General features: G+C 61.3%; 6 protein-coding genes and 3 tRNA genes. 7 read left to right on the top strand and 2 right to left on the bottom strand.

All coding sequences use genetic code 11. The annotated features are described in order from the left end of the window. The first annotated feature begins 4 nt into the window (after positions 1-4). Both VIE67_RS14740 and VIE67_RS02040 read left to right on the top strand, forming a co-directional pair. A complete protein-coding gene (locus tag VIE67_RS14740) occupies positions 5-235 on the top strand; it encodes a hypothetical protein (RefSeq protein ID WP_414707253.1) in 231 nt (76 codons plus the stop codon). After that, on the top strand, positions 168-428 hold the full coding sequence (locus VIE67_RS02040) for a type II toxin-antitoxin system RelE family toxin (protein ID WP_332022776.1): 261 nt from the start codon (positions 168-170) through the stop codon (positions 426-428). The genes VIE67_RS14740 and VIE67_RS02040 overlap by 68 nt, the downstream gene beginning before the upstream one ends. Before the next feature lie 377 nt (positions 429-805). Here VIE67_RS02040 and VIE67_RS02035 read toward each other — a convergent pair whose 3' ends face one another. Next, complete coding sequence (locus tag VIE67_RS02035; RefSeq protein ID WP_332022774.1) at positions 806-2,083, bottom strand: Fic family protein; 1,278 nt, start codon at positions 2,081-2,083, stop codon at positions 806-808. 2 nt (positions 2,084-2,085) lie between these two features. Continuing rightward, on the bottom strand, positions 2,086-2,640 hold the full coding sequence (locus VIE67_RS02030) for a GspH/FimT family pseudopilin (RefSeq protein WP_332022772.1): 555 nt from the start codon (positions 2,638-2,640) through the stop codon (positions 2,086-2,088). A gap of 220 nt (positions 2,641-2,860) precedes the next feature. Here VIE67_RS02030 and VIE67_RS02025 point away from each other — a divergent pair. The 5 genes from VIE67_RS02025 to VIE67_RS02005 all read left to right on the top strand — a co-directional run. Beyond that, positions 2,861-2,936 (top strand) — tRNA-Thr (locus tag VIE67_RS02025). A 109-nt stretch (positions 2,937-3,045) separates the two neighbouring features. Further along, positions 3,046-3,120: transfer RNA gene (locus tag VIE67_RS02020), tRNA-Val, on the top strand. Positions 3,121-3,192: 72 nt separating this feature from the next. Then, positions 3,193-3,269 (top strand) — tRNA-Met (locus VIE67_RS02015). Positions 3,270-3,482: 213 nt separating this feature from the next. Further along, the gene (rimP, locus tag VIE67_RS02010) at positions 3,483-4,007 is read left to right on the top strand and encodes a ribosome maturation factor RimP (RefSeq protein ID WP_332022771.1); all 525 of its coding nucleotides are present in this window, start codon (positions 3,483-3,485) and stop codon (positions 4,005-4,007) included. A gap of 106 nt (positions 4,008-4,113) precedes the next feature. Then, positions 4,114-4,814, top strand: a 701-nt coding sequence (locus tag VIE67_RS02005) for a transcription termination/antitermination protein NusA (protein ID WP_332022770.1), incomplete at its 3' end; no start/stop codon positions are given.

Raw genomic sequence — 4,814 nt, 5'->3', positions numbered from 1 at the left:
GCTCATCACCAGTCACGGTCGGAATAGTGTCTACCTTGTTTCCGTGCATCTCTTTGAACGATTAATGGAGCTGGAGGATGCCGACCTCATCGTGCGTGCTCAAGCGGCGATCGACGGGGGATTGTTGAGCACTGCGGACTCGCTGACTTTCCTGAAAGGTCTCCAACATGCGAAACCTGCAGCTCTCAAAAGAAGCTCAAAAAAGCCTGAGAGACCTCCCGGCAAAAAGCGCTAAGAAATTAGCCGACCGCTTCCTGGCTTTGCGAGATAACCCGCTGCCGGATGACGTGAAACGGCTCCACGGCAGCAATTTTCATCGTATCCGTGTAGGAGATTTTCGCGCGGTTTACAGTTACGACGCGGAATCGGTAACCGTTGCGCTCGTCGAAAAGCGCGACGACGTATATCGCAAGTTGCGCCGGCGCTGACTCCGTCAAAAATAGGGGCTAGTTCAGTCTGAGCCCGCTGGCTGTGCTGTTTGCTGATGTGGGATGAGCCCCTCCCCCTTGATGGGGGAGGGGTTTGGGAGAGGGTGACGCCTGCGCAGCAGGCGCCTGCGGCGCCTTCCCCTCTCCCGGCGCTGCGCGCCACCCTCTCCCGCAAGGGGAGAGGGGAAACAGCCATTCGGGTTGTGCTACTTACTGACTTCTGAGTAATACCCCAGCCAACGTGCCGACCTGACCTCGCGATGGTTGGGAACTACGCAACCGATAGCCCCACGGCGAAGAACGATGTGACTGCCGCGTTGCCGCGCGACTACGAACCCAGACGTTGAAGTGCGCGCACGATCTCCGCTCCGGAGAATCTAATCGCTCCTAGTTGCATCAGGCGCCAGTTCGTAGGCTGTGCTGCGTCCACCCGCGCTCGTCTTGCGCAGGATGCCGCGCCCCATCAGTTCGGTGATGTCGCGCAGCGCCGTATCGGCAGAACACTTGGCGATCGCAGCCCATTTTCTGCTGGTAAGCTTGCCTTCGAAGCTGTCGAGCAAGCGATTCAACACTTTGGCCTGTCGCTCGTTCATTGGAGTGCCCGCCGAGCGGCGCCAGAAGCGCGCCTTGCCAAGCACGCCATCCAGCGACGTTTGTGCACCGACGATGGCGTGTCCCAACGCATCGAGGAACCAAGCCAGCCATTCGGTCACGTCGAGCGTGTCTTTGGCAGACACATCCCTGTGCCTGCCCAGGCTGGCGCGAAATTTTGCCATAGGCAAAATTTTCTGCGTGCGTTCGAGCACGTCGTAGTAGTCGCGACGTGATCGCTGTATCTGCGCGGACAAGCTGTAGAACCGCTGCGGGCTGCCATCGGCGCGCGCGAGGAACAGATCGCCGATGGCGCGCGCGATACGGCCATTACCATCGTCGAATGGGTGCAAGGTGACGAACCACAGGTGGGCAAGGCCGGCCTTGATCAGCACTGGCTCGCCGCTGTCGTCGTTGGCCCAATCGAAGAAGCGTTTCAATTCAATCTTCAGTCGATTGGCTGGTGGCGCCTGGTAATGCACTTTCTCGCGATGCACCGGCCCCGACACGACTTGCATGGGGCCGTTTGCGTCGTCACGCCACGCGCCCACACGGATGCGCCGCAGGCCACTGTGGCCCGTGGGGAACAGCGCGGCGTGCCAACCGAAGAGGCGCTTGGCCGTCAATGGCTCACGGTAGCGCGTGGTGGCGTCGAGCACCATGTCGACGACGCCTTCGACGTGACGATCCACTGGCGCCAAGGCGCCAATGTCTACGCCAAGTCGGCGCGCAATGGACGAGCGCACGGAGACAACGTTGAGCGAATCACCCTCGATCGCACTGGTTTTGACGACGTCGTCGGTCAACGCCGCCAAGCTGGCATGATTCCTTGACAAGGCGCCTAGGTCGGCGAGCCGGCCAAGGAGTAGCCCTTGTGCGTGGCTGACGTTGACCAAGGGTGCAGCCAGCGCCTGCAAGTCGTAGCGCCAGTTCGGCCAGTCTTTGGCTTGCCAGATGTATTGTTCGTAATCTCCGCGCTTCATGCGGAGATTATGAGCCGCATTCGCCGCAAGGGCAATCCCGAATCGTGGCGATGAACTGATGGGGTTTCTGTCGTCGTCCAAGTTCACAGATTTGCGCAAGCGTCGGCCACGTAAACCGGATCCGGTGTGGTCGAATGCAGATTGCCGTTGTTGGCCATCGCGTACGCGCTCGCCTTGGCTGGCCCGCGCCCGTCGCAAAGCGTGAAGGTCGCATTGCTGCCGGCATTGCTGCCGCTGGGTTGAAAGCGGATGCGCGTGCGCCCGGCGCTGGTGATGAGATGCACTTTCGCCGGCAGCGCCTGCTGGTGCAGCAGGATCGGTTCGTCCGGCGTGCGATCGCTGCCGGTGTGCGTGACCACGAACGCGATCCAGCCGTTTTCCCAGTGATAGCCGGCCGAGCAGCTCGCGCCATCGGCGCTCGGGCACAGCACCACATCGGCTGTGCTGTTGGCCGCGCTGCTGCGCGCCTGAGTCAGCGCTGCATACAAGCTCGATGTCGCGCTGCTCGTGTTTGCGGCGTGGATCGCGGCGGACACGCCGCTGGTTGCGAGGCCAGCGCCGACCGCGAGGATGGCGAGGGTGATGATCAGTTCGATCAGGGTGACTCCGTCTTGCCGCGTCGCCGTTCGATTTTGCATGACTGTCTCCGAGTGTGTTGTTGGACGGAGGCATGCTAGGCGTGCGTTTGCGGATGCGGCATCGGCGTACGCTGCACCGTGTTGTAGGAGAATTCCGACAGTTGATGTCAGCGCGAGCCGCATCGGTGTACGGACATGCCAGTGCGGGCACCGCATGCAGACGTCCGTATCCCGGCAATCTTGTGATCGCGTGACGCAGCCGCTAAACTGCGCGACCGGCGCCGGGGTAGCTCAGCTGGTAGAGCAACGCATTCGTAATGCGTGGGTCGGGGGTTCGATTCCCTTCTCCGGCACCAGCTTCAATGAAATCACGACGTCCGCGTCGCGGACGATCACTCCTCCTCTCCCGCCGGCGGGAGAGGGCAAGGGGTGAGGGAAAACTCTGAGCGGCGCAAGTCGCGGCCAGGGCGGTTAGCTCAGCGGTAGAGCATTGCCTTCACACGGCAAGGGTCGCAGGTTCGATCCCTGCACCGCCCACCAACTCATTGCGAACGCAGCAGCCGCAACCTTGCAATGCAGCGTCATAACCGGATACACTTCGCGTTCGGCTGATGCGGGGTGGAGCAGTCTGGCAGCTCGTCGGGCTCATAACCCGAAGGTCGCAGGTTCAAATCCTGCCCCCGCTACCAGACCGGAGAAAGGCCTCCACGAGAGGCTTTTTTGTTAATTGAAGAGTGCGGCCATGGATGGACGCTGTTTGATCTTCGCGATCATGGATGAGTGCAAAAGTATACGCGTGGCTTCGCAGGATGCGGATCGTCGGTGGTGGATGAAAACGACGAACTATGGAATGGGCCTCGCGCCCATTTTTTGTGTCCGATGGTTTTGTTTTGAACAGCAACATGCGAAATAGCGAATTGACCGAACTGGTGTCGCCCGCGATCGCGGACCTGGGGCTCGAATGCCTCGGCGTCGAGTACAGCCCGTCGCACGGCAATTCGCTGGTGCGCGTGTACATCGATGCCGCGGAGCGTGCGGTGACGGTGGACGATTGCGAAGCGGTCAGCCGCCAGGTGTCGGCGCTGCTCGACGTGAACGATCCGATCGATGGACGCTACACGCTGGAAGTGTCGTCGCCGGGTCTGGACCGGCCGTTGTATACGCCGCAGCAGTTTGCGCGTTTCATCGGCCAGAACGCGAAGCTCGAACTGAATCTGCCGCTGAACGGACGCCGGCGTTTTCAGGGTCCGATCCGCGCGGTGCAAGGCGAGACGATCGTGATGGAGCAGGATGGCGTCGCGGTGGATATCGCGCACGCCAATGTGCACCGGGCCAAGCTGGTGCCGGATTTCGGCGAACCTGCGGGCAAGCCGGGCAGAGGCAAGGCTGCGAGCAATGCTAAAAATGCGCAAAAAGATAAAAAATAAAGAAAGCGATTTTGAGAAATGAACGCTCGCGAAGTTGCGGATGCCTTTCCCTCATCCGCCTTCGGCACCTTCTCCCGGCGGGAGAAGGGAATTCGTGGAGAGAACGATGAGTAAAGAACTGTTGTTGGTAGTCGATGCGGTGGCGAATGAAAAAGGCGTCGACCGCGAAGTGATTTTCCAGGCGTTGGAAGCCGCCCTCGCGTCCGCCGCGAAGAAGCGCTACCACGCCGAAGATGTCGCCACGCGCGTCGTCATCGATCGCCATAGCGGCGAATACGAAACCGTCCGCCGCTGGGAAGTCGTCGCCGACGATGTCGTGATGGAGTCGCCGGACCGGCAGACTCGTCTCATGGACGCGGTCGACACGCGCGCCGATATCCAGGTCGGCGAATTTGTCGAAGAACATATCGACAATCCGGATTTCGGCCGCATCTCGGCGCAGGCGGCGAAGCAGGTGATCGTGCAGCATGTGCGCGAAGCCGAGCGCGCGCAGGTGGTCGAAGCGTTCAAGGACCGGGTCGGTGAACTTGTCACCGGCGTGGTCAAGCGCGTCGAGCGCGGCAGCATCTATCTTGATCTGGGCGGCAACGCCGAAGCCTACATTGCCCGCGACCGCGCGATACCGCGCGAAGCGGTGCGCGCGGGCGATCGCGTGCGCGGCTATCTGTACGAGGTGCGTGTGGAGCAACGCGGACCACAGTTGTTCGTGTCGCGCACCGCGCCGGAATTCATGATGGAGCTGTTCAAGCTCGAGGTGCCCGAAGTCGGTCAGGGTCTGGTCGAGATCAAGGCGGCCGCGCGCGATGC

Origin of the sequence: Rudaea sp. (assembly GCF_036560865.1) — a bacterium.
In the GTDB taxonomy this organism is placed as follows: domain Bacteria; phylum Pseudomonadota; class Gammaproteobacteria; order Xanthomonadales; family Rhodanobacteraceae; genus Rudaea.
Note: the sequence above shows the minus strand (reverse complement) of the source record. Positions and strands in the feature narration are given on the sequence as shown.

Excerpts from the sequence above, each read along its gene's own strand:
- VIE67_RS02040 (WP_332022776.1), top strand. The coding sequence starts at position 168 with ATGCGAAACCTGCAGCTCTCAAAAGAAGCTCAAAAAAGCCTGAGAGAC.
- VIE67_RS02030 (WP_332022772.1), bottom strand. The coding sequence starts at position 2,640 with ATGCAAAATCGAACGGCGACGCGGCAAGACGGAGTCACCCTGATCGAA.
- rimP (WP_332022771.1), top strand. The coding sequence starts at position 3,483 with ATGCGAAATAGCGAATTGACCGAACTGGTGTCGCCCGCGATCGCGGAC.